The organism is Streptomyces sp. Q2 (assembly GCF_056820935.1).
Genome location: NZ_JBXEJE010000010.1, coordinates 86,183 through 107,147 on the forward strand (window position 1 = coordinate 86,183; position 20,965 = coordinate 107,147).

Below are 20,965 nucleotides of genomic sequence, written 5' to 3' on the forward strand. Positions count from 1 at the left end.
GAGCGCCCTCGATCACGATAGGCGCACCTCGCGGGGCCCGCCTCCGGACGAGCGGGACGTCGGGCTGTGCCCTACCCTGCGCGCCCTCGATGCGCATTCGACGGTTTTGCCGACAGTTCGATGACCGTGACGCTCGATGGGGTGAAAGGCCGATAAGCCATAACTCCGATGGTTCACCTGCCGTTTTATCCGGTGCGGGCGAGTGCCCGCGACCATGTCTGGAAGGCAGGGACCCTATGAGACGGGTTACCCGAAACGGTGTGATCGCCGTCGCCGCCGCGTCCGGCGCGATGGCGGTGGCGATGCCCGCGTACGCGAGTTCCGGCGCGGACGGCGTCGCGGCAGGCTCGCCGGGAGTGATCTCCGGCAACACCGTCCAGCTCCCGGTGCACGTCCCGGTGAACGTGTGCGGGAACACCGTGAACGTGGTGGGGCTGCTCAATCCGGCGGCGGGCAACAGCTGCGCCGACGCGGAGTCCGGTGGCGACGGGGCCGACACGCCCGAAGGGGCGGCCACGGACCGCGGGGCTACCGCGGACGGCGGGGCGACCGCGAGCGGGGGCGGAAAGGATTCACCCGGCGTGCTGTCCGGCAACGGTGTGCAACTCCCGGTCCACGCGCCGGTCAACGTCAGCGGCAACAGCGTGAACGTCGTCGGCATCGGCAACGCGGCCGTCGGCAACGAGTCCGGGAACACCTCCGGCGACCGGCCCGAGAGCCCCTGGACACCCGGGCAGCCGGCACCGAAGCCGACCCCGTCGCCCGGGGCGGACGCGGGTCCGCAGACGCCGCCGCCCGCCCCGCAGCCGCACTTCGCCGCCGAACTCGCCGAGACGGGGACGGACCGGACCCTGCCCGCCGTCGTGGGGAGCGCGGCGCTGATCCTCGGCGGAGCGGCCGTGTACCGGCGCTCCCGCCCGAGGGCGACGCGCTGACCGCCCTCGACGGAGCACGGAAGGCCCCACCGGACACGACCGGTGGGGCCTGAGCGCTGGCGGCGACGCGGTCGGCCGGCTCCACGGTTCAGGTGTTCACCCTGCCGACACCGCCGTGAGCAGCACCATCCCCGAGTCCCCGTAGTCGGGCAGGGTGGGGTCGGCGTCGATGCGGGTGACGGTCAGCTCCCGGGTCAGCGGCGCGAACACGTCCGTGACGACCTGCGGGTCGACCGGGCAGCCCGGCCAGCGCGACGCGGGCCCGATGCGATAGGTCGGCATGTTCTCCATGAACGCGGCCACGAGGTACCCGCCCGGCGCGACACTGCGCACGAAGGCCTGGCAGAAGTCGGCGAACTCCGCGCGGTCCTCGGTCGCCACTTCCGCGACGAAGTGCATGGATGCCAGGTCGTACCCGCCCGGTGGGAGGTCGCGGACGTCGCCGTGGACGACGTCCACATGGGCCAGTGCCCCGGCCAGGGTCGTGGGCAGGGCCGGGTTCAGCTCCCGGCACAGCGCGTGGAACGGCAGCCAGCTGGCGTCGGGCTCGCACTGGATCTGCCGCTCCAGATAGGCGACGTTGCCGGCCCCCGCCTCGACGGCGTCGATACGGCGGCTCGCCGCGGACGCGAGGATCAGCGGGTAGAGGTTCGGGCCGGCCCCGAACTCCACCGAGCGGCCGACGCTGCCCGGCGCGAGCCGCCGGTAGAACGCGCAGTGGTGGGTGATGACCGCCGCGTCCGACGGGTGCACCTCGCGGTAGTTCTCGGCGAGATAGTCCGCGATCGGCCAGCTGTCCCAGTCCACGTCGTCGTTGTGCGTCGTCGCGGCCTCGCCGGACTTCGGCGTGACTCTCCAGGTCATCGGCATGGTCCTCTCAGCCCTTGGCATGGCCCTCCGGCTCCTTCGACCGCAGGGGGAACCGTGCCGCCAGTCGGGTCAGCGCGCCGGTCAGGCGGTCGATGTCCTCGTCGGAGTTGAGCGCGGTGAGCCGGATACGAAAGCCCACCCGGTCACGCGGCACGAGTGGATACGCGGACAGCGTCACGTAGACGCCCTCCTCCCACAGGAACGAGGCGACCGCGTCCAGGTCGGCCGGGTTCCCCAGCGGGACCTCCATGATGGGCAGCCGGTCCGTGCTGAGGGTGGCGACGTCCAGGCGGTCGAGATGCTCGAGCACCCGGACCGTCTTGCGGTAGAGGTCGGCGCGCAGTGTGTCGCCGCGGAGGTCGTTGACGTCCAGTCCGGCCATCGCGGTGGCCAGGGACGCGGTGGGGGAGGGGCCCGAGTACAGGTAGGGCGCGGCGGCCGTCTTGAGGCGGTTCTTCAGGTCGGTGGGCAGAGCGAGGAAGGCGAGCAGCGACGAGTACGCCTTGGAGAAACCCCCGGTCAGCACGATCCCCTCATACGACTTACCGGTGTGCCGCACCACGCCGTTGCCGCGCGAGCCGTACGGACACAGCTCGGTCGGCCCGCGCTCCCCGATCACGCCGAAACCGTGGGCGTCGTCGACGTACAGCGTCGCGCCTCGATCGCGGCACAGCGTGGTCAGGGTGGGCAGCTCGGAGACGTTGCCGCTCATGCTGTTGACGCCGTCCAGGCAGACCAGCTTGGGCGCGCCCGCGGGCACCGCGGAGAGCAGGGCCTCCAGTTCCTCGGGCCGTTCGGCGTGGAAGTGGTGCAGGGCGGCACCCTGCCCGCGGGCGACGACACAGCCGTCGTGCACCGTGCGGTGTGCCGTCGCTTCGACGAACACATGGCCCGCGTCGGCGAGGACCGGGATCACCGCCGAGTGGATGACGGTCAGCGTCGGCAGCAGCAGTGTGTCCGGCGCGCCCAGCAGTGCGGCGAGCCGCTCCTCGATCTCGGGGTACAGCCGCGGACTGCCCAGCAGCCGCGACCAGCTCGGGTGGGTGCCCCAGCGCCGTACCGCGGGTTCGATGCGGGCGGCGATCTCCGGGTCCCAGTCGAAACCCAGGTAGTTGCAGGAGGCGAAGTCGATCAGCCAGTGGCCGCGGCTGCGAATGTGCCGGCCGCGCACCTCGTCGATGACCGCGTCTGTCATCGGGCTGGTCCGCCGCAGATGCTCCAGGTCGGCGCAGCGCCGCTTGCGCTCCGGCGCCCCCTGCTGTGCCCCCTTGGGTGCGACACCGTTCGCGGGTGCGCGGCCTGCCCCGTCCCGCCGCCGCAACAGCCGCTCGCTCTGCTCCACCGTCATCGGCCGCGCGAAGAGGAAGCCCTGCCCGAACCGGCAGCCCATGCCCGCCAGCAGATCCCGCTGCGCCGCGTTCTCGATCCCCTCGGCGATGACCTGGACGCCCAGCGTGTCGGCGAGGCGCACGATGCCCTCGACGAGTGCGCCCTGCTGCGCGTGGCGTGTGATGTCGTCGATGAACGTCTTGTCGATCTTCAGTACGTCGATGGGGAAGTCCCGCAGATAGCGCAGCGAGGAGAAGCCGGTGCCGAAGTCGTCGACCGCGATGCTCACGCCCAGGTCCTTCAGCGCCCGCAGCATCTCCTGGATCTGGCTGTCGTGGCGCAGCAGCACCGTCTCGGTGAGTTCCAGCTGCAGCGATCCCGGCGCCAGTCCCGGTGTCCGCAGCGCCTCGCCGACCTGGTCCACGAACCCGACGTCGCGGAACTGGCGGGCGGACACGTTCACGCTGACGTACGGCGGCATGCCCGGGCCGGGCAAGTGCTGCAGTGCCGTGACGTCCTGCACCGCGTTCTTGAGAACCCACGACCCGAGAGGCCCGATGTGCCCGGTTTCCTCGGCCAGGCTGATGAACTGCTCCGGCGACGCCGGGGGGCGCGGGGCACCCGGCCAGCGCACCAGCGCCTCGAAGCCGACCACCTCGCCCACGGAGATGTCCACGACCGGTTGGTAGCGCAGGGCGAACTCCTGGTCGGTGACCGCCCGGGCGAGCCGGTTCTGCAGATCGTGCCGCTCGACCATTCTGGCCCGCAGCATCGGCTGGAAGCGCCGCCACTGTCGCTTGCCCGCCGTCTTCGCCGCGTAGAGGGCCAGGTCCGCGTGACCGAGCAGTTCCTGCGCGTCGGCGCTGTCGCGCGCGGTGGCCACTCCCACACTCGCGGACACGGTCACCGACTCCTCGCCGAGCACGAACGGCCTGGTCAGCGTCTGGATCACCTGGGCAGCCAACAGTTCGGCGTCCAGCGGTTCCCGCGCGTCCTCCATCAGTACGGCGAACTCGTCGCCGCCCAGCCGGGCCGCGGTGTCGGTGCGCCGCAGCGCCCCGGTCAGGCGGCGCCCGACGGCGTTGAGGAGGTGGTCGCCCGCCGAGTGCCCCAGTGTGTCGTTGACCAGTTTGAAGTCGTCCAGGTCGACGAAGAGCAGACAGGTCAGGGACGACTCCCGGCGACCGCGCAGCAGCGCACGCTCGATCCGCTCCAGCAGCAGCGTCCGGTTGGGCAGTCCGGTCAGCGAGTCGTGGAAGGCCCGCTCGGTCAGCTCCTGCTCCAGTCGCCGCTGCTCGGTGACGTCGCGCAGCGTGACGACCAGCCCGGCCACGGTGCGCTCGTCCCGGAAGTCGCTGCACCGCACCTCCACCTCGACCCGCCCGCCCCGGTTCCGTATCCACCAGTGGTCGTGGGTCGTCCGCGGCCCGTGGTCCCGAACCGCGGTCAGCTCCCGGATCGCCCGTTGCCGGTCGCGGGGGTCCAGTAGGTCGGGCAGCGGAGTACCCTCCAGGTCCGCGGTGCCGAAGACGGCCGTGGCGGACGGACTGACGTACCGGATGGTGTTGTCTTCCTCCAGGATGAGGATGACGTCCGAGGTGTTGCGCACGAGCGTGCGGAAGTACGCCTCGCTCTCCCGGCGGACGACCTCCTCGCGGAGCACGACGCGATCCATCGCCAGGCCCGCGTGCGAGGCGAGGATCTCCAGCGAGCTCCACGTCTCGGTGAGGTGCCCGGGCGGACCGGCGACCAGCAGCACGCCCCGTCCCTCCGAGGCCGTCGGACGGGTGGGCGGGGTCATGGGGCACACCAGGACGGTCGGCAGACCGCCCAGCTCGGAGGCCAGGTCGGAATCGAGGTCGTCGGCGGCGACGAACCGGGTATCGCCCGGTGCCAGGTCCGCCGCCCGTTCGGCGGGCAGCAGCAGGGTCCGGTGGTGGACCGTGGACCCGAGGAGCGTGTCGACGGCCGCCTCGCACGACCGCGTCACCTCCTGCTGCCGGACGGCCGACACCAGCGAGGCCGCCGCCGAGCGCAGCGCCTGTTCCCGTGCCACCGCCCTGCGATGCGCCACGACCATCCCGGCCAGACGCAGGATGACCAGCAGGAAGAGCATGCCGGAGAAGGCGGCGATCACGGCGGCGTCGTGCGGCTCGCGCACGAGGCCCTCGTACAGCAGGATCCCCGGTGCGATGAGCGTGGCCACAGCGAGCAGGACCAGCCGGCGCGGCGGCGGGAGCAGCGACGTTCGCTGTGGCACGGCAGCGGTCAGCTCCACCATCGACGGGTGCAGTGCGGCCAGGCCCCAGGCCGTGTAGAAGACGATCCACCCGGAGTCCAGCACTGTGCCCGCCTGCCCCATGTCGTTGAGTTGCAGCATCCCGTACGCGATGTCGAAGACGAGCAGCGTCACCGTGCCCAGGACCAGCAACTGGAGAGACCGGTTGCGCCCTTTCAGTGGATGAGGGGTCAGTAGCTGGGCCAGCAGTGCCAGGACCAGCACGTCGCCCAGGGGGTAGGCGATGCTGATGGCGTGCTGTTGCCAGGTCAGCCCCTCGACCTCGGTGAGCGGCTGGACCAGGTACACCCACACCGGTAGCGCGAGACCGACGGTGAAGATCAACGCGTCGAGGAGACTGGGCAGGTCGTTGCCCGCCCAGCGGTAGCGGACCAGGCCGTACAGCCCGGCGGCGAACAGCGGGTAGGTGGCCAGGTAGCAGCCGTCCGCGGGGGAGGGGAACGGGTTGGAGGCGTGGAAGTACTCCTCCATCACGTTGTAGTACGTGCCGCCCGTGACGAAGGTGAGCAGTCCGGCCGCGAGGATCCACCAGGGCCAGCGGTGCGCGGGACGGTACACGTGCGAGCCGGTCACCACGGCGGCGACACCGGCGAGGCCGATGACGGCCCAGAGGGGGGTGCGGGCCGCCGGAATCGTCATGTAGACGCTCGTGGTGACCGTCACCACCGCGAGATGAGCGGTCATCAGCCGACGTGCCGACAGCAAAGCAAGCGCCTCCCCCCGACGGAGGGAGACCGGGCGGTCCACCTGGCCTGGGTCTTACTCGATCGTAGGCACCGCGGGACGCCGCCCGCATCTCGGGCGGTCAGGGGCTGTACCGCGCGGGTTACGGACTGTGTGGCCGTCAGTGCTCACCGCGATGGAAACGGTGGTGCAAGGCGCGTACCTCCTCGGTCAGTTCCGGGATCGGGCCCTCCACCGGCACACCGGGCGCGACCTCGTTGACCGGCAGGGTGCGCACCGGCGGCGCGGGCACCCCCAACTCGGCGAGCCACCCGGCCAGTTGCTCCGACGAGGCGACGTACACGATCCGCCCGAGGCCCACCCAGGCGTGCGCGGCCGCGCACATCGGGCAGTGCTCACCCGACGTGTACACGGTCGCGGCGGCCCGCTCCCCGGGCGACAGACCGGCCGCCGCCCAGCGCGCCAGCTCGAACTCGGGGTGCCGGGTGCGGTCGCCGGAGGCCACCCGGTTGTGGTCCTCGGCGAGCACCGTGCCGTCAGCGCCCACCAGCACCGACCCGAACGGCTCGTCGCCCACCTCCAGCGCCCGGGCCGCAAGCTCCACACAGCGGCGTAGGTACGGCAGCTCCGCGTCCTTCACGGCCATGGCGAAGAACCTCCTCGTGACGTGATCTCCGTGGCGCAGCCTACGGCCGCCGGTACGGGGGCCGAAAGGCAAGGCCGAGCGGCGGCGGTGCGGACGCCGAACGGGTAGGAGGCCGAACGGGGAGCACGGCGAACGGGGAGCACGCCGAACGGGAGGACGGTAAAGCTGTTGCCCCGTCAGGGGTCGGGTGCTGGAGTGAGCGCATGGATCATGCCGCGATACTTGCCCTGTACGACCGGGACATGCGTGAAGGTGCTCAGCCGGACGGTCCCGGTGCCAGGATCGAGCGGGCGGGGCACGTGGTCCGTCAGGTCTGCGCCGGGCACGGCTGGAACGGCGTCGTCTGGTCTGACCTGGACGAGGCGAGCGCCGACGCGGCGATCGCCGAGCAGCTCGCCCACTACCGCGGTCTCGGTCTCGACTTCGAGTGGAAGCTCTACGGGCACGACCTGCCCGTGGATCTCGGGCCGCGGCTGGCTGCCGCCGGGTTCACGCCCGAGCCGGAGGAGACCCTGATGATCGCCGAGGTCGCCGAGCTGACGCTGGACGACGAAGCGCCCGAGGGGATTCGCTTCCTTCCGGCGACCGACCGGGCGGGCGTCGACCTCGTGGCGGAGGTTCACGAGAAGGCGTTCGGCACCGACAGCTCCCGACTGCGCCACCAGTTGCTCGCCCGGCTGACGGACGACCCGGACACCGTCGTCGCCGTCGTGGCGCTCGCCGGTGACACACCGGTCAGCGCCGCCCGCATGGAGCTGGTGCCCGGCACCCGCTTCGCCGGCCTCTGGGGCGGCGGCACCGTCGAGGCCTGGCGTGGCCGCGGCATCTACCGCGCCCTGGTCGCCCAGCGGGCCCGCGCCGCCGTCGACCGCGGCTACCGCTACCTCCAGGTCGACGCCACCAGCCAGAGCAGGCCCATCCTGGAGCGCCTCGGCTTCCATCCCCTCACCACGACGACGCCGTACGTGTACGTGCCGTAGCAGCCCCGCCCCTCCCGTCGTCCCCCCGGCTCCCTTGTCGCGGCTCAGCCGAGGCCGAACGCGTCCGCCAGCGCGTCGATCTGGGCCGCGACCAGCGTGCCTCCGTCGTGGCCCATGCCCGTGAACTGGCCCGACACCTCCAGGCTGACCGCCCCGTGCAGGTGGGCCCACGCGAGCACCGCTCCGGCCAGCGCCGGGCCCTCGGACCCGGCGGCCACATGCCCGCGCGCCCAGGCCGCCACCGCCGGGTCGTCGTCCGCCCAGGCCTTCATCTGCGCCACCACCGGCGCCACGGCCGCCGACGCCTCGGCCCCCTCGAAGGCCCGCAAGAACGGCGAGAGCACCGCCCGCGCGCTGTCGAGCGTGTCCGGGGGCGCCGTGTAACCCGGCACCGGCGTGCCCTGGATCAGCAGATAACGGTGCGGCTGACTCACCGCCCACTCCCGGCAGGCCACCGCGAGCGCCCGCATCCGCGTACGCGGTGAGGTGTCCGGCGCCAGCGCCTCCCCGGCCGCCACGACGGCCGCCGCCAGGTCGGCGTACGCGTCCCGGATCAGGTCCGTGAGCAGCGCGTCACGACTGTCGAAGTAGCGGTACAGGGCCGGCCCCGAGAGGCCGACCTCCTTGGCGATCCGGCTCAGGGCCACCGCCGCCGTGCCTCCCTCGGCCAACTGCCGCAGCGCGATCTCCTTGATCTCCGTGCGTGTCTGCTCGCGGTAACGGGCCCTCGGGCTCTGCACGCTCCCGGCCATGGGTGACTCCTCTGTCGATGCGTGTGACACACCTTAATGGCAGCCCGAACCTCCCACTCTTGCTAGAGATATTCGTAAGAGTTACAGTCTCTAACAGAAGTGATGAGTACTCGCTCGTCTCCAGGGGAAGGGATCACCATGACTGCCCACGCCGACACCGCTCGCTCCCTGCACACCGTTCTCGGCTCCGGCCCCGCCGGCACCGCGCTGGCCCGCGAACTCGTCCGCCGGGGCCATGCGGTACGCCTGGTGGACCGCAAGGGGCAGGGGCCCGCCGTCGAAGGGGCCGAGCGGTACGCCGCCGATGTCAGCACCGTCGAGGGCGCGCGCGAGGCCGTGGCCGGGGCCGCCGTCGTGTACCACTGCGTCAACGTCGCCTATCACCTCCAGGCGGAGGTGATGCCCCGCGTCCAGGAAGCCCTTCTCGTGGCCGTCGAGGCGTCCGGTGCGCGGCTGGTCGTGCTCGACACGCTTTACCCGTACGGCGAGACCGGGGGAGCGGTGATGACCGAGGACTCCCCGTGGAAGGCGACCAGCCGCAAGGGCAGGATGCGCGCGGAACTCGACGAGAAGTACCTCTCCGCGCATCGCGAGGGCCGGGCCCGGGTTGCCCTCGGCCGGTCCGCCGACTTCGTCGGGCCGGGGGTGCTCAACTCGTCACTCGGCGCGGCCGTGTTCCCGGGCGCGCTCACCGGCGGGCAGGTCCTCGGTCTCGGGGACATCGACCTGCCGCACAGTTACACGGGCATCGCGGACGTGGCCCGGGGCCTCGCGATCCTCGGAGAGCGTCCGGAGGGCGACGGGCGTGTCTGGCACCTGCCGACCGCGCCCGCCGTCAGCACACGCGAGATCCTCACCATGATCGAAAAGCGGGTGGGCCGGGCCCTGGACGTCATGATCATGGCGGAGCTCCGCCCCTTCGGGCCGTTCGACGAGCAGTTCGTCGCCGAGTACGCGGAGATGTTCTACCAGCACATCGAGCCCCAGATCGTGGACTCCTCCGCCTTCGAGCGGACCTTCGGCGCGACGCCGACACCGCTCACCGAGACGGTCGACGCCACGGTGGCCTGGTACGGCGAATGGCTCGCGCAGCAGTGAGGCGGAGGAGGCGCCGCCGCCGGGATGTCACATCCCCGGCGGCCCGATCCGTCGCACTGTCATGGCGACCAACGACACGATCCACCAGAACCAGAGCATCCTCCTCGCGGGCGCGACCGGCGTCCTCGGGCGACACATCGCCCACGCGCTGACCGAGGCCGGCCACAAGGTCACCGGACTCGGCCGCGGACCGGCGGCCGGCCTCCGCGCCGACCTCATGGACCGCGACGCGCTGCTCCGAGCCGTCGACGGACACCGCTTCGACACGGTGATCCACGCCGCGACCGCCCTGCGCAAGGCCCCCATGCGCCACCGCGACATGCACGCCACCAACGCCTTGCGCACCAAGGGCACCGCCCACCTCGTCGAGGCCGCGCGGACGGTCGGCGCCCGCCGCTTCGTGACCGAGTCGATGGTCTTCGGATACGGCTACGGCGACCACGGCGACCACGCGCTCACCGAGGACGGTCTCTTCGGCCCGCACGGCACCACGCCCGAACTGGAAGGGCACCTCGCGGCCATGCGCACCAAGGAACAACTCACCTTCGAAAGCCCGGGGTTGGAGGGCATCGCACTCCGCTTCGGCCTGTTCTACGGCCCCGGTGGCACCGACGCCCTCCTGCCCCTGCTCCGCAGGCGGCAGCTGCCCGTGCCCGACGACCACGGCCGGGTCCTGCCCTGGGTGGAACTCACCGACGCGGCACGGGCGGTGGTGGCCGCCGTCGAACGCGGCCGGCCCGGCCAGGCGTACAACATCGCCGACCGCACACCGCTCGGCTTCCGGGCCCATGTGCTGTGCGTGGCCGAGGAGTTCGGGCCGCCGAAGCCGATGACCGTACCACTGTGGCTGATGAAGCCGATGTCGTACGCGCACACGGTGATGTCGACGACCCTGCGCGTCTCCACGGCGAAGGCGGAACGGGAACTGGGGTGGACGCCGGCGTATCCGTCGACCCGGGACGGACTCGCGGCGATGAGGGACGCGAGGGGCACCGCTCGGTGAACGGTCTGCAGCGCCACGGCTTGCTGAGCGGCCGGCAGTGCCACGGCTCGGTGAGCGGCCTACAGGTCGAGCTGGTACTCCACCGCCCGATGTGTCGGTAGGTAACCCAGCGCCTCGTTGACCGCGCGCATCGGCGCGTTGCTGTCCGCCGTGTCGGTGCACAGCCCGGCGAGTTCCGGGTGCCGGGCCCGGGCCCGGAGGATCGAGACGGCCTTCATCCGGCGGGCGAGGCCGTGGCCGCGATGCTCAGGGAGCACCGCCGTGCCGTAGTGCTGACCGTCGCCCCGGCCGTCCCCGGGGACGACCAGCTCGGAGAACCCGACCACCGAGCCGTCGGACTCGTCCAGGGCGGCGACGGTGTGCAGCAGGTCCCCGCGCTTCGCGACCGCCTCGGCGACCGCGATCACTCGTTCCACGTCCCAGGCGACCGTGCCGTGGTCGGTGCCCTCCATCGGCATGTCGTCCATGGCGCGCCGCGCGTCGGCGTAGGACCGCGCCCGCTCGGGCGGGACGGTGCCGTTCCACTCCGTCAACCGGTAGCCCGGGCAGGGGAGTTGGGCTAGTTTCTCGATCGCCGCGAGGTCGGCGTCGGCCAGCGGCAGGCGGGCGTACGTCAGTCCCAGTACCCGGCGAAAACCCCGCGCCGCCAGGAACAGATCGGCGGGGGAGCCCCGCTCGGCCTGCGCGAGCACTGACCGCCGCTCTTCCTGGCGCGCCGCCGTCACGGCGGCCTCCAGCAGCCGCGTGCCGACACCATGCCGCCGCTCCGCGCCGTGCACCGCGATGTCCACCTCGGCGAGATGCTCCTGGCCCGCCCTCGTGAACAGCCGGAGGAACGCGGGGCCGAGGGGGACCCCCTCGGCCCCGGAGGCCAGCCAGGCCAGACGGCGGCTGGAGGCGCCGGCCTCGGGATCGGTGAGCGGGGTGATGCGCGGGGTCAACGGGGACTCCGTCACGGTCGATTCGGGCGCGAGCGGCCGAAGCTAACCGTCGTGACGCGCCGTCCGCAACGGAATTCCCGGGCGGGGGCGGGGGCGGGGGCGGGTGCGCGGGGCGCCGAGTGCGGTTCGGGTGCGGTTTCGATGCGATCTGCGGCGCCCGGGCAGCGTCGCTCGGCGCGCGAGAGGTGCACGAAGCCGACGAGGCGCGCCCTGCCTGTGCAGGACGCGCCTCGCCTCACACACGGCGCCCGGCCCTCTGCGCGCGCTGTATCCCTCCATGCCCGTCGCCTTGCCCCGGGCGTACGCCGCCTGCCACCCGCCGCCGCTCGCACGCCTCAGCGGCGACGTGCCTTCGACCGGTCCAGCGCGGTCACTCCGAGCGCGGCGAGGCCGATCTGGATGAGCCACTCGACCCAGTCCACGCCCTTGGTGTCGGCCACGCCGAACGCGCCGGCGATCGCGGAACCGATCAGCGCGGCGATGATGCCGACGAGAATGGTCCACAGGATCCCGATGCGCTGGCGCCCGGGGACCACGAGCCGGCCCAGGACACCGATGACGATGCCGATCACGATGGCACTGATGATGCCGTCGACTTCCATCTCCGCCCCTTTTCGTCAAGACCCACGCACTTTTGTCAAGACCCCCGCACCAGTGCGTGTGCCCCCGGGAACCGCGGACAGTCCGGTCCCGTTTCACCCTCTGGCCAAGGCGTAGCACCATCGGAGTCGAACGGTGACAGGGAGGCGGTCGGGGTGGAGGAGACGTTCCTCGAAGGCGGTGCCGTCAGCGAGGTCGTGCGGATCGGCGCGACCGTGCGGCGTACGCCCTCGCCACGGTCGGACTACGTGCGGGAACTGCTCGCGCTGTTCGAGCGGCGGGCGTGGCCGGGTGCGCCGCGCTTCCTGGGGAGGGACCAGCAGGGCCGCGAGATGTTCGGCTACATCGAGGGACGGTCGGCCCTGTCCCCCGGGGACCGGGCCGCCGCCCGCACCGACGCGAGCCTGGTCCGAGTCGCCCGGCTCGTCCGCGCCTTCCACGACCTGACACACGGCACGCCGTCGGCCGGCGGCCGGGACGTCGTGTGCCACAACGACCTCGCCCCGAAGAACACCGTGTACGCCGTGGACGGCGACGACTGGCGGCCGCTGGCCTTTGTCGACTGGGATCTCGCGGCTCCGGGTGAGCGCGTCCACGACGTCGCCCACCTGTGCTGGCAGTACCTGGACCTGGGTCCGCGGGTGAGCGACGTGCCGGAGGCGGTGCGCCGGATCCGTCTCGTGTGCGACGCCTACGGACTCGACGAGCGGGGCGACCTCGTCGACACGGTCCTGTGGTGGCAGGACCGATGCCGGCGGGGCATCGACGCCGGCGCGGACCGCGGGGAGCCGGCCATGGTCGCCCTGCGCGAGGCCGGCGCCGTCGACGAGGTGCGCGAGGCCTGGGCGTGGGTCACCGAGCACCGTCGCGAGCTGGGCGCCCCGCTGGGCTGACGTCGGCGCCGTGCGCGCCCTGAGCGGGCGTGCGAGGGCCGGTCCGCACGGGCGCGGACCGGCCTGGGGGCATCTGTCCTTCGCGCGGGCGCCTACGCCCTCGGGGCGCTCCTCGCCGCCGTGGCGATGCACATCAGCCCCAGGATCACAGCGAGGGCACCGATGATGATGTTGTTCCAGACGACCCCGGCGTCCGGGCTGTCGCCGACGATCCACGGCGAGACGATCATCCACACGCCCAGCGCGCACATGGCCCAGCTCAGGCCGTACATGCGCTCGGGGGTCTGGGTGAACCCGAGGGCCAGCAGACCGATCGCTATGCCCACGATCAGGTTGTGGGTCACCAGGTCGGGCTGGCTCGTCGTGTAGTGGAGTATCCAGGGGGATACGGCGCAGTACAGACCGAGCAGGAACACCGGTCCGTCCACGAGCGCCACATCGCGACCGCCGAGCATGCGGGCGTAGCGTTCCCGCATTTCAGGAGCATCAGGGTGGGTGGTGATGTCACCTCGGGTGGGCGAGACGTTGGCCATGACGCGTCTCCTTCGACTTGCTGGCCTGACCGCGTCTGGTGCGGGTGCGGTGAACGCCGCGTTGGTTCATTCTGCTCTTATTTTTCCTTTATGTGTAGAGGTGGGCGGTACGCCGTCAAGGAGGGCCCGGCCTGCCGGTGTGCCGCCTCCTCACTCGTGTCCACGGGCTTGCCTGAAGCGGGCCAGCCCGTCGGACAGGTCGATGATCGGGTCCGGATAGTCGATCGCCGCCCGGTCCGGGCCCCGGAGTTTCCAGGGCTCGTGCACCGACGGCCCGGAGAGAGCCGAGAGTTCGGGCACCCAGCGCCGCACGTACGCCCCGTCGGGGTCGTGGCGCCTTGCCTGGGCCGTCGGGTTGAGGACCCGGTGGGGGCGGGTGTCCGTGCCGGTCCCGGCCACCCACTGCCAGTTGAGCTGGTTGTTGGCGACGTCGCCGTCGACCAGCAGGTCGAGGAAGTGCCGGGCGCCGACGCGCCAGTCGACGTAGAGCGTCTTCGTCAGGAAGGAGGCGGTCAGCAGACGTGCGCGGTTGTGCATCCAGCCCTCGTGGCGCAGCTGGCGCATCGCCGCGTCGATCACCGGGTAGCCGGTGCGGCCCTCCTTCCAGGCCTCGATGTCCTCGCGGGCCGTGCGTTCGGACCGCCAACGGTCGTGCTTGGTGCGGTAGTCGGCGGTGGCGACGCCCGGCCGCGCCGCGAGGAGCTGCCGGTGGAAGTCGCGCCAGGCCAGCTGCCGTACGAAGGCCTCCGCGCCGGGGCCGCCCGTCCGGCGCGCCCGGTGGACCAGCTCGACGGGGGAGAGAGTGCCGAAGTGCAGGTGCGGCGACAGGCGCGAGGTGGCGTCACCGGCGAGGTCGTCGTGCCGGTCCTCGTACGCGGCGACACCGTCACGCAGCCACGCCGACAGGCGTTTCCTGCCCTCCTGCTCGCCGCCCCGGGCCAGCCCCCGCGACACCCCGGAGAGGCCGCCGGAGGTGGGGAGGTCCTCGGATCCGATGCCGTCCGGCACCCGTACGGCAGACGGTGCCGTGAGAGTGCCGCGCAGGTGCCGGCCGGACCACCGGAGGAAGTACGGGGTGAAGACGGCGAAGTGGTCGGAGGACGCCGGGGTGACCGCACCCGGCGCGACGGCCGTGGTCACCGTGTCGTGGACGTGCAGCCGGCGCCCCTGCGCCTCCAGGGCGAGACGCAGACGTTCCTCGCGCCGGTGCGCGTAGGCGCTGACGTCGGCCGCCAGGTGCACCTCGTCGGCGTCCGCCTCGGCGGCCACCTTGCACACCTGGTCGACCAGGTCCCCGGAACGGACGACGAGCCGGCCGCCCCTCTCGCGCAGACCGGCGTCCAGCTCCCGCAGGCAGTCGGCCAGGAACGCCAGCCGGTTGGGGGCGGCGAAGCCGGCCCTGTCCACGGCCCGGTCACGGACGAACAGGGGCACCACCTGGCGGGCCCCGTCGCCTGCCGCCCGCAGGGGCGGATGGTCGTGCAGCCGCAGGTCGGCGGTGAACAGGACGATCGAGACGTTCATGACGCGTGCTCCGGGGACGAGGGGACGGTGCCGTGGTCTGCTTCCGAGGTGGCTGCCGTCGTGGATGCGGTGATCTGCTTTCGGGATGGCCGCCGTCGTGGATGTGGTGACCCGCTTCTGGGGTGACCCCCGTCGTGGAAGCGGTGCTCAGTGAGCGGGCGTCCGGCCAGGCGCGGGTGTGAGCTGGGCGCGGGCCGCGGCCTTCGCGATGTTGCGCGCCATGCCGCCGAACACCAGGGCGTGGAAGGGGGAGACACTCCACCAGTAGGCGTGCCCCAGCAGTCCGCGAGGGTGGAACAGGGCGCGCTGGCGGTAGCGCGTACGGCCCTCGTGGTGGGCCGTGCCGCCGCGCGCGGGGTCGGTCCCGTGCTCCTCCTCGCCCTCCGTCTCGACGTACATCTCCAGCCAGGCCAGACCGGGCAGCCGCATCTCCGCCCGCAGCCGCAGGAGCCGCCCCGGCTCGATCTCCTCGACACGCCAGAAGTCCAGCGAGTCGCCCGCCCGCAGCCGGGCCGCGTCCCGGCGTCCCCGGCGCAGACCGACCCCGCCGAACAGCCGGTCCAGCCGGCCCCGCATCGCCCAGGCGAGCGGGAACGAGTACCAGCCGTTGTCCCCGCCGATCCCCTCGATCACCCGCCACAGAGCCTCGCGGGAGGCGTCCACCGGCAGCTCCCGGTGGTCCGTGTACAGGCTGCCGCCGGCCCAGTCGGGGTCGGTGGGCAGCGGATCGCTCGGGGCGCCGGGAACGGAGGCGGAGGACCAGCGGGTGGCCACCTGGGCGTCCCGGACGCGCTGCAGCGCCAGCCGGACGGCCTCGTCGAAGCCGAGGGGGTGGCCGGGCGGATCGGGAACGTACCGGGCGATGTCGTGTTCGTGGCACACCACCTCGTGACGCAGCGACTCGGTGAGCGGCCGCGCGATCGCCGCGGGGACGGGCGTCACCAGCCCGACCCAGTGGCTGGAGAGGCCGGGGGTGAGAACGGGGACGGGGACGATGACGCGGCGCGGAAGCCCGGCGACGGCGGCGTATCCGCTCATCATGTCCCGGTAGGTCAGGATGTCCGGCCCGCCGATGTCGAAGGTCCGGTTCACGTCGTCCGGCATGCGTGCGCTGCCGACGAGCGCGCGCAGCACGTCCCGTACCGCCACGGGCTGGATCCGGGTGCGCACCCAGCTCGGCGTGACCATCACCGGCAGCCGCTCGGTGAGGTAGCGCAGCATCTCGAAGGAGGCCGACCCGGAGCCGATGACCACCGCGGCTCGCAGCACGGTCGTCGCAACGCCCGAGTCCAGCAGGACGCGGCCCACCTCGGCGCGGGAACGCAGGTGCGGCGACAGTTCCCGCTCGGGCACGCCCGCGGGCGTGAGGCCACCGAGGTAGACGATGCGCCGCACCCCGGCGGCGCGCGCCCGTTCGCCGAAGATGCGTGCCGCTTCGCGGTCGGTCTCCTCGAAGCGGTCGCCGGTGCCCAGGGCGTGCACCAGGTAGTAGGCGACGTCGGTGTCCCGCAGGGCCCCGGCGACGGACGCGGCGTCGGTGACGTCCCCGCGCACCACCTCCACGTCACCCGCCCAGGGGTGATCGCGCAGCTTTCCGGGGGAGCGGGCCAGACAGCGCACCCGATGCCCCTCGGCGAGCAGCTCCGGCACGAGCCGGCCGCCGATGTACCCCGTGGCGCCGGTGACCAGGCAGCGCAGTCCCGGTCCGGAATCGTCCGTGCTCATCACGCCTCGCTCCCTCGGTGTCGGTGTCCCCCCTCATCCCTTCCACCGAACCGGATCGGACGCGGCGATTTGCAGGGATTTCATCGGGAGTATCCGATGGGTTGCGCAGAGCGACACATGCCCGGGCCGTTCGCGGGCAGGCGAAACCGTACGAGAGAGGTCGTCCTTGAAGTCGAGAGTCGAGCTGGAGGTGGCTGCCGCTATGGGCGCGAAGGTGTTGGAGCGGTTTCCTGCGGGAGCTCCGCGCGGATCGTGGCCGGCGGAGGAGTACGCGGCGGCGCGCCGCGCCGCGGGCGAACCGGCGAAGGTCGTCATGGACCTGAAGTCCGACGCGTTCCTCGTGGTGGTGCCGGCGCACGAAGAGGACTGACGGAGGCCGTGTTCCGGGCCCTGACAGGAGCGGGCGGGCTCAGCGCTCGCTGAGCGTTCCGCCCAGCTCCCGCGCCCGGCGTACGAACACCTCGTGCAGGTCCTGCGCCGCCCGGGGCACCGATTCGGCCTTGCGGCGCTGGAGCATCAGCAGCACCCGGGTCGTGTCGCCCTCGATCGGCCGGTAGGTGATCGTGCCGAGCCGCTCCAGGGGATCCCCGGCCACGCTGAAGTCCGGCAGGACCGTCGCGCCGAGCCCTTCGGCGACCATCAGCTTGCCCATCTCGGCGCCGTCGGTGGAGTACGAGAAGGACGCGGCGCGGCCGTCCAGGAGCCGGTGGACGTAGCGGTGCATGACGTAGCCGGAGCGCATCGCGATCAGGGGTTCGGCGAGCAGTTCGTCCACCGTCACCGCGGCCCGCGAGGCGAGCGGGCTGTCGGGGCGCACGCACACGACCGGCCGGCCGTGCAGCAACGGCGTCGACTCGACGCCGGCGGGCACGTCGTCGCCGTCCAGGTGGTTGACCAGTCCGAGGTCGAACCCGCCCTCGGACAGGGCCCGGTGGATCTCCGTCTGCTGTGCGCCGACCACCTCGACCTGGGTGACCGGATGCGCCGCGCGGAAGTCGCGGACCACCGGGACGAGCAGCGGCACGGTAGCGGCGTTCACCGTGCCGACGCGCACCATACGGCTGATGCGGTGCTGCTCTCCCGCCGCCACCCGCAGCCGGTCCACCGCCTCCAGGACGTGGACGATGTACGGCAGCAGCTCCCGGCCCTCGGCGCTCATCGTCGCCCCGGACCGTTTGCGCTCCAGGAGGTCGACTCCCAGCTCCCGCTCCAGATTTCTGACGGTCTCGCTCAACCCGGGCTGCGACAGGCGCAGTTCCTCCGCCGCCCGGCGCAGGGAACCGAGCCGTGTCACCGCCGCTATGTATTCCAGCTGTTCGGTTCGCACTCCAGCAGAATGCGGGTGATTTCACGGGCCGTTCAAGGGTTTCCCTGTCACACGTTCGTGAAATCCAATGGTCCGCGATACGAGACCGGTCGGGTTTTCCTTGACGGCCGTCGCGGCCGACTGCGACGATCGACGGCATGAAGAAGCGACTGGACCTCACGCGGCGACGCCATGTCGACCTCGCGCGCGTCTCCAGCGCCTCCTGTTGCCGCGCGGCCTGATCCCTCCGATCCGCCGCCTCGTCTCTTTTCCACGCCGCACCCGCATCCGCGCCTGTCGTCGGACAGTCATGTGCCGCGTTTTCACCTCACCGCCTGAATTCGGCGATCACGCATCGGCGACAACGTATGCCTTTCGCATTCGGCGTGAGTGAGTCCTCCTTCCGCAACAGGAGTTCCGCATGCCCGCAGCGCCCCTTCAATTCGCCTACTGGGTCCCCAACGTCAGCGGCGGCCTCGTCACCAGCAAGATCGAGCAGCGCACCGACTGGGGATACGACTACAACCGCGACCTCGCCGTCCTCGCCGAGAACAACGGCTTCGACTACGCCCTCAGCCAGGTCCGCTACATGGCCAGCTACGGCGCCGAGTACCAGCACGAGTCGACCAGCTTCAGCCTCGCCCTGCTGCTCGCCACCGAGCGTCTGAAGGTCATCGCCGCCGTCCACCCCGGCCTGTGGCACCCCGGCGTCCTCGCCAAGCTCGGCGCCACCAACGACCACCTGTCCAAGGGCCGCTTCGCCGTCAACGTCGTCTCCGGCTGGTTCAAGGGCGAGTTCACCGCCCTCGGCGAGCCCTGGCTGGAGCACGACGAACGCTACCGCCGCTCAGAGGAGTTCATCCGCGCCCTGCGCCAGATCTGGACCGAGGACCACGCCGAACTCGCCGGTGACTTTTACCGGTTGCGTGACTTCTCCCTCAAGCCCAAGCCGCTCAACACCCCCGAGCGCCCGCACCCGGAGATCTTCCAGGGAGGCAACTCCACCGCCGCCCGCGCCATGGCCGGCCGCGTCTCCGACTGGTACTTCTCCAACGGCAAGGACTTCGACGGGGTCGTCGAACAGATCGAGGACGTACGCAGGTCGGCCGCCGAAGTCGGCCGCCGCGCACCCAAGTTCGGGCTCAACGGCTTCCTCATCGCCCGCGACACCGAGGCCGAGGCCCGCGACACCCTCCGGGAGATCGTCGCGAAGGCCGACACCGAGGCCGTCGAGGGCTTCGGTGCCGCCGTGAAGCAGGCGGGGCAGTCCGCCGCCGACGGCAAGGGCATGTGGCAGGACTCCGGCTTCGCTGATCTGGTGCAGTACAACGACGGATTCCGCACCGGGCTGATCGGCACCCCGGAGCAGATCGCCGAGCGCGTCGTCGCCTACAAGAAGCTCGGCGTCGACCTTCTCCTCCTGGGCTTCCTGCACTACCACGAGGAGGTCGAGTACTTCGGCCGCCGGGTGCTGCCCCTCGTCCGCGAGCTGGAGGCCCAACTCCCGGACACGGACCCCAAGTCCGTCCCCGCCCACGCCTGACCACCCCCACGGCTTCCGCACCGCACGGCGAAAGAGGTCACCCCAGCATGAGCACCGTCACGCCCACCGACTGGCACACGAGCCCCGCCCCGCAGAGCGCCGAGGATTGGATCGCCCGCGCCTCCGAGGTCGCCGCCGTCCTCGCCACCGACGCCGCCGCCCGCGACCGGGCCGGCGCCACCCCGTACGCCGAGGTCCAACTCCTCAAGGACTCCGGTCTGGTCACCCTGCTCGGTCCCACGGAGCACGGCGGCGCGGGCCAGGACTGGCCGACCGCCTACCGGGTGGTCCGCGAGGTGGCCAAGGCCGACGGCTCCATCGGCCAGCTCCTCGGCTACCACTACCTGTGGAACTGGGCGGCCCGCCTGGTCGGCACCCGCGAACAGTGGGAGCACGTGGAGGCCGAGGCCGCCCGGGGCCGCTGGTTCTTCGGCGGGGCCGTCAACCCCCGCGACAAGGACGTGACCGTCACCGAGGACGGCGACGACCTCGTCTTCACCGGCCGCAAGTCCTTCTCCACCGGCAGCAAGGTCTCCGACGTCACCGTCCTCGAAGGCGTCCTGGAAGGCACCGACAGCCACGTCTTCGCGATCGTGCCCTCCGACTCCGAGGGTCTGACCTTCCACGACGACTGGGACAACATCGGCCAGCGCCTCACCGAGAGCGGCGGCGTCACCCTCGACGGTGTGCGCACGCCGTGGTCCTCGGCGGCCGGCTACGTCGACAAGGTGTTCCGGCCGCGCACGTACAACACCCTCAACGTCCCCACCATCCAGCTGGTCTTCGTCAACTTCTACCTCGGCATCGCGGGCGGCGCGCTGGAGACGGCCGCCACCTACACCCGCACCAAGGCGCGGTCCTGGCTGCACGGCGGCCACGAGCGGGCGGTCGACGAGCCGTACGTCATCGACACCTACGGCGACCTCACCGCGAAGCTCTGGGCCGTCGAGGCCCTCGCCGACACCGTCGCCGCCGAGGGGCAGAGGCTGCACGACGACCCCGACGCGGTCACCGAACAGACCCGCGGCGACTTCGAGGTGCGGGTCGCCGCGGTCAAGGCCCGCGCCACCGACGTCGCCCTGGAGATCTCGAACCGCATCTTCGAGGTGACCGGCGCCCGCTCCACGGCCACCGCGCAAGGCCTCGACCGCTTCTGGCGCAACGTGCGCACCCACACCCTCCACGACCCCGTCGCCTACAAGCGGCGCGAGGTCGGCCGCTGGGTCCTCGAAGGCGAACTGCCCGAACCCACCTGGTACTCCTGACCACCACCGGGGGCGCCTCCCGCTCGGAGGCGCCCCTCC

At 71.8% G+C, this 20,965-nt stretch carries 19 protein-coding genes; 9 read left to right on the top strand and 10 right to left on the bottom strand.

What is annotated here, in order from left to right:
• Positions 1-236 precede the first annotated feature (236 nt).
• Entirely contained in the window at positions 237-935 is a 699-nt protein-coding gene (locus ACWBNA_RS12985) for a chaplin (protein WP_482704467.1), read from the top strand.
• Positions 936-1,031: 96 nt separating this feature from the next.
• Here ACWBNA_RS12985 and ACWBNA_RS12990 read toward each other — a convergent pair whose 3' ends face one another.
• The 3 genes from ACWBNA_RS12990 to ACWBNA_RS13000 form a co-directional block, all read right to left on the bottom strand.
• Complete coding sequence (locus ACWBNA_RS12990) at positions 1,032-1,799, bottom strand: class I SAM-dependent methyltransferase (RefSeq protein ID WP_482704468.1); 768 nt, start codon at positions 1,797-1,799, stop codon at positions 1,032-1,034.
• Positions 1,800-1,812: 13 nt separating this feature from the next.
• Positions 1,813-6,117 carry an aminotransferase class I/II-fold pyridoxal phosphate-dependent enzyme gene (locus ACWBNA_RS12995; protein WP_482704469.1) on the bottom strand — a complete coding sequence of 1,435 codons (4,305 nt, stop codon included), beginning with the start codon at positions 6,115-6,117 and terminating at the stop codon, positions 1,813-1,815.
• A gap of 160 nt (positions 6,118-6,277) precedes the next feature.
• A complete protein-coding gene (locus ACWBNA_RS13000) occupies positions 6,278-6,763 on the bottom strand; it encodes a nucleoside deaminase (protein WP_482704470.1) in 486 nt (161 codons plus the stop codon).
• 203 nt (positions 6,764-6,966) lie between these two features.
• Here ACWBNA_RS13000 and ACWBNA_RS13005 point away from each other — a divergent pair, with 203 nt between their 5' ends.
• Positions 6,967-7,743, top strand: coding sequence for a GNAT family N-acetyltransferase (locus tag ACWBNA_RS13005; protein ID WP_482704471.1), 777 nt, complete (start codon positions 6,967-6,969; stop codon positions 7,741-7,743).
• 44 nt (positions 7,744-7,787) lie between these two features.
• Here the strand turns inward: ACWBNA_RS13005 and ACWBNA_RS13010 are convergent, their stop codons facing one another.
• A complete protein-coding gene (locus tag ACWBNA_RS13010) occupies positions 7,788-8,495 on the bottom strand; it encodes a TetR/AcrR family transcriptional regulator (RefSeq protein WP_482704472.1) in 708 nt (235 codons plus the stop codon).
• Positions 8,496-8,633: 138 nt separating this feature from the next.
• Between ACWBNA_RS13010 and ACWBNA_RS13015 the strand changes: the two genes are divergently transcribed.
• Both ACWBNA_RS13015 and ACWBNA_RS13020 read left to right on the top strand, forming a co-directional pair.
• Positions 8,634-9,593, top strand: coding sequence for an NAD-dependent epimerase/dehydratase family protein (locus tag ACWBNA_RS13015; RefSeq protein WP_482704473.1), 960 nt, complete (start codon positions 8,634-8,636; stop codon positions 9,591-9,593).
• Positions 9,594-9,654: 61 nt separating this feature from the next.
• Positions 9,655-10,596 carry an NAD-dependent epimerase/dehydratase family protein gene (locus tag ACWBNA_RS13020; RefSeq protein ID WP_482704474.1) on the top strand — a complete coding sequence of 314 codons (942 nt, stop codon included), beginning with the start codon at positions 9,655-9,657 and terminating at the stop codon, positions 10,594-10,596.
• 59 nt (positions 10,597-10,655) lie between these two features.
• Here ACWBNA_RS13020 and ACWBNA_RS13025 read toward each other — a convergent pair whose 3' ends face one another.
• The gene (locus tag ACWBNA_RS13025) at positions 10,656-11,537 is read right to left on the bottom strand and encodes a GNAT family N-acetyltransferase (protein ID WP_482704475.1); all 882 of its coding nucleotides are present in this window, start codon (positions 11,535-11,537) and stop codon (positions 10,656-10,658) included.
• A 335-nt stretch (positions 11,538-11,872) separates the two neighbouring features.
• Positions 11,873-12,139, bottom strand: a complete 267-nt coding sequence (locus ACWBNA_RS13030) for a GlsB/YeaQ/YmgE family stress response membrane protein (protein ID WP_482704476.1) — start codon at positions 12,137-12,139, stop codon at positions 11,873-11,875.
• A gap of 153 nt (positions 12,140-12,292) precedes the next feature.
• Between ACWBNA_RS13030 and ACWBNA_RS13035 the strand changes: the two genes are divergently transcribed.
• On the top strand, positions 12,293-13,030 hold the full coding sequence (locus ACWBNA_RS13035; protein WP_482704477.1) for a phosphotransferase family protein: 738 nt from the start codon (positions 12,293-12,295) through the stop codon (positions 13,028-13,030).
• A 92-nt stretch (positions 13,031-13,122) separates the two neighbouring features.
• Here ACWBNA_RS13035 and ACWBNA_RS13040 read toward each other — a convergent pair whose 3' ends face one another.
• The 3 genes from ACWBNA_RS13040 to ACWBNA_RS13050 all read right to left on the bottom strand — a co-directional run bounded on the left by ACWBNA_RS13040 (position 13,123) and on the right by ACWBNA_RS13050 (position 16,812).
• Positions 13,123-13,563 carry an SPW repeat protein gene (locus ACWBNA_RS13040; RefSeq protein ID WP_482704478.1) on the bottom strand — a complete coding sequence of 147 codons (441 nt, stop codon included), beginning with the start codon at positions 13,561-13,563 and terminating at the stop codon, positions 13,123-13,125.
• Positions 13,564-13,713: 150 nt separating this feature from the next.
• The gene (locus ACWBNA_RS13045) at positions 13,714-15,087 is read right to left on the bottom strand and encodes a cryptochrome/photolyase family protein (protein ID WP_482704479.1); all 1,374 of its coding nucleotides are present in this window, start codon (positions 15,085-15,087) and stop codon (positions 13,714-13,716) included.
• Between the two features lie 147 nt (positions 15,088-15,234).
• Positions 15,235-16,812: an SDR family oxidoreductase gene (locus ACWBNA_RS13050; RefSeq protein WP_482704480.1), complete on the bottom strand. Its 1,578-nt coding sequence runs from the start codon at positions 16,810-16,812 to the stop codon at positions 15,235-15,237.
• Between the two features lie 166 nt (positions 16,813-16,978).
• Here ACWBNA_RS13050 and ACWBNA_RS13055 point away from each other — a divergent pair, with 166 nt between their 5' ends.
• Positions 16,979-17,182: a hypothetical protein gene (locus ACWBNA_RS13055; protein WP_482704616.1), complete on the top strand. Its 204-nt coding sequence runs from the start codon at positions 16,979-16,981 to the stop codon at positions 17,180-17,182.
• Between the two features lie 39 nt (positions 17,183-17,221).
• Here ACWBNA_RS13055 and ACWBNA_RS13060 read toward each other — a convergent pair whose 3' ends face one another.
• On the bottom strand, positions 17,222-18,139 hold the full coding sequence (locus ACWBNA_RS13060; protein ID WP_482704481.1) for a LysR family transcriptional regulator: 918 nt from the start codon (positions 18,137-18,139) through the stop codon (positions 17,222-17,224).
• 137 nt (positions 18,140-18,276) lie between these two features.
• On the opposite strand from ACWBNA_RS13060, the gene ACWBNA_RS13065 reads away from it, so the two are divergent.
• The 3 genes from ACWBNA_RS13065 (at position 18,277) to ACWBNA_RS13075 (ending at position 20,926) form a co-directional block, all read left to right on the top strand.
• Positions 18,277-18,360, top strand: coding sequence for a putative leader peptide (locus ACWBNA_RS13065; RefSeq protein ID WP_482704612.1), 84 nt, complete (start codon positions 18,277-18,279; stop codon positions 18,358-18,360).
• Positions 18,361-18,539: 179 nt separating this feature from the next.
• On the top strand, positions 18,540-19,661 hold the full coding sequence (sfnG, locus tag ACWBNA_RS13070) for a dimethylsulfone monooxygenase SfnG (RefSeq protein WP_482704482.1): 1,122 nt from the start codon (positions 18,540-18,542) through the stop codon (positions 19,659-19,661).
• 47 nt (positions 19,662-19,708) lie between these two features.
• Complete coding sequence (locus tag ACWBNA_RS13075; RefSeq protein ID WP_482704483.1) at positions 19,709-20,926, top strand: acyl-CoA dehydrogenase family protein; 1,218 nt, start codon at positions 19,709-19,711, stop codon at positions 20,924-20,926.
• The last annotated feature ends 39 nt before the right edge of the window (positions 20,927-20,965 follow it).

What these genes read in the sequence shown, in the direction of transcription:
- ACWBNA_RS12985 (WP_482704467.1), top strand. Translation starts at nt 237, where the DNA reads ATGAGACGGGTTACCCGAAACGGTGTGATCGCCGTCGCCGCCGCGTCC.
- ACWBNA_RS12990 (WP_482704468.1), bottom strand. Translation starts at nt 1,799, where the DNA reads ATGACCTGGAGAGTCACGCCGAAGTCCGGCGAGGCCGCGACGACGCAC.
- ACWBNA_RS12995 (WP_482704469.1), bottom strand. Translation starts at nt 6,117, where the DNA reads ATGACCGCTCATCTCGCGGTGGTGACGGTCACCACGAGCGTCTACATG.
- ACWBNA_RS13000 (WP_482704470.1), bottom strand. Translation starts at nt 6,763, where the DNA reads ATGGCCGTGAAGGACGCGGAGCTGCCGTACCTACGCCGCTGTGTGGAG.
- ACWBNA_RS13005 (WP_482704471.1), top strand. Translation starts at nt 6,967, where the DNA reads ATGGATCATGCCGCGATACTTGCCCTGTACGACCGGGACATGCGTGAA.
- ACWBNA_RS13010 (WP_482704472.1), bottom strand. Translation starts at nt 8,495, where the DNA reads ATGGCCGGGAGCGTGCAGAGCCCGAGGGCCCGTTACCGCGAGCAGACA.
- ACWBNA_RS13015 (WP_482704473.1), top strand. Translation starts at nt 8,634, where the DNA reads ATGACTGCCCACGCCGACACCGCTCGCTCCCTGCACACCGTTCTCGGC.
- ACWBNA_RS13020 (WP_482704474.1), top strand. Translation starts at nt 9,655, where the DNA reads ATGGCGACCAACGACACGATCCACCAGAACCAGAGCATCCTCCTCGCG.
- ACWBNA_RS13030 (WP_482704476.1), bottom strand. Translation starts at nt 12,139, where the DNA reads ATGGAAGTCGACGGCATCATCAGTGCCATCGTGATCGGCATCGTCATC.
- ACWBNA_RS13040 (WP_482704478.1), bottom strand. Translation starts at nt 13,563, where the DNA reads ATGGCCAACGTCTCGCCCACCCGAGGTGACATCACCACCCACCCTGAT.
- ACWBNA_RS13045 (WP_482704479.1), bottom strand. Translation starts at nt 15,087, where the DNA reads ATGAACGTCTCGATCGTCCTGTTCACCGCCGACCTGCGGCTGCACGAC.
- ACWBNA_RS13050 (WP_482704480.1), bottom strand. Translation starts at nt 16,812, where the DNA reads ATGAGCACGGACGATTCCGGACCGGGACTGCGCTGCCTGGTCACCGGC.
- ACWBNA_RS13065 (WP_482704612.1), top strand. Translation starts at nt 18,277, where the DNA reads ATGAAGAAGCGACTGGACCTCACGCGGCGACGCCATGTCGACCTCGCG.
- sfnG (WP_482704482.1), top strand. Translation starts at nt 18,540, where the DNA reads ATGCCCGCAGCGCCCCTTCAATTCGCCTACTGGGTCCCCAACGTCAGC.
- ACWBNA_RS13075 (WP_482704483.1), top strand. Translation starts at nt 19,709, where the DNA reads ATGAGCACCGTCACGCCCACCGACTGGCACACGAGCCCCGCCCCGCAG.